Origin of the sequence: Methylophaga sp. UBA4204 (assembly GCF_002379485.1) — a bacterium.
Classification (GTDB): domain Bacteria; phylum Pseudomonadota; class Gammaproteobacteria; order Nitrosococcales; family Methylophagaceae; genus Methylophaga.
The window spans coordinates 18,461-18,920 of sequence record NZ_DFTU01000051.1; the positions used below are offsets into that span (position 1 = coordinate 18,461).

Sequence of the window (460 nt, forward strand, 5' to 3'; positions counted from 1 at the left end):
TTTTTCCCGGCTTTATCGGGTACCCCGGAATGGAGCTGGCTGGTCGGTACGGCCGGTATGCTGACCTTGTTGATCGGTGCCTATGTCGCTTTATTCAAGCATGACCTGAAAGGCCTTTTGGCCTATTCAACCTTAAGTCATCTGGGACTTATTACCCTGTTATTTGGCTTTGGCAGCCAAATGGCACTGGTGGCAGCGATTTTTCATATCATTAATCATGCAACCTTTAAAGGCTCACTGTTTATGGTCGCCGGTATTATCGACCACGAATCCGGTAGCCGTGATATGCGTAAACTGAACGGTCTGTTCAAAATGATGCCGCATACGGCAATGCTGGCCATGATCGCCGCCGCCGCCATGGCCGGTGTCCCATTATTAAATGGTTTTTTAAGTAAAGAGATGTTTTTTGAACAGGCGATCAGCGCGTCAGATACCACACTGGCAGCTTGGACCATTCCGG

Annotated in this window: 1 protein-coding gene; it reads left to right on the top strand. The window is 49.1% G+C overall.

Annotated elements, in window-relative coordinates:
- Nucleotides 1-460: proton-conducting transporter membrane subunit (locus tag B3182_RS07490; RefSeq protein ID WP_292752178.1), on the top strand; the 460-nt coding region annotated here is incomplete at both ends.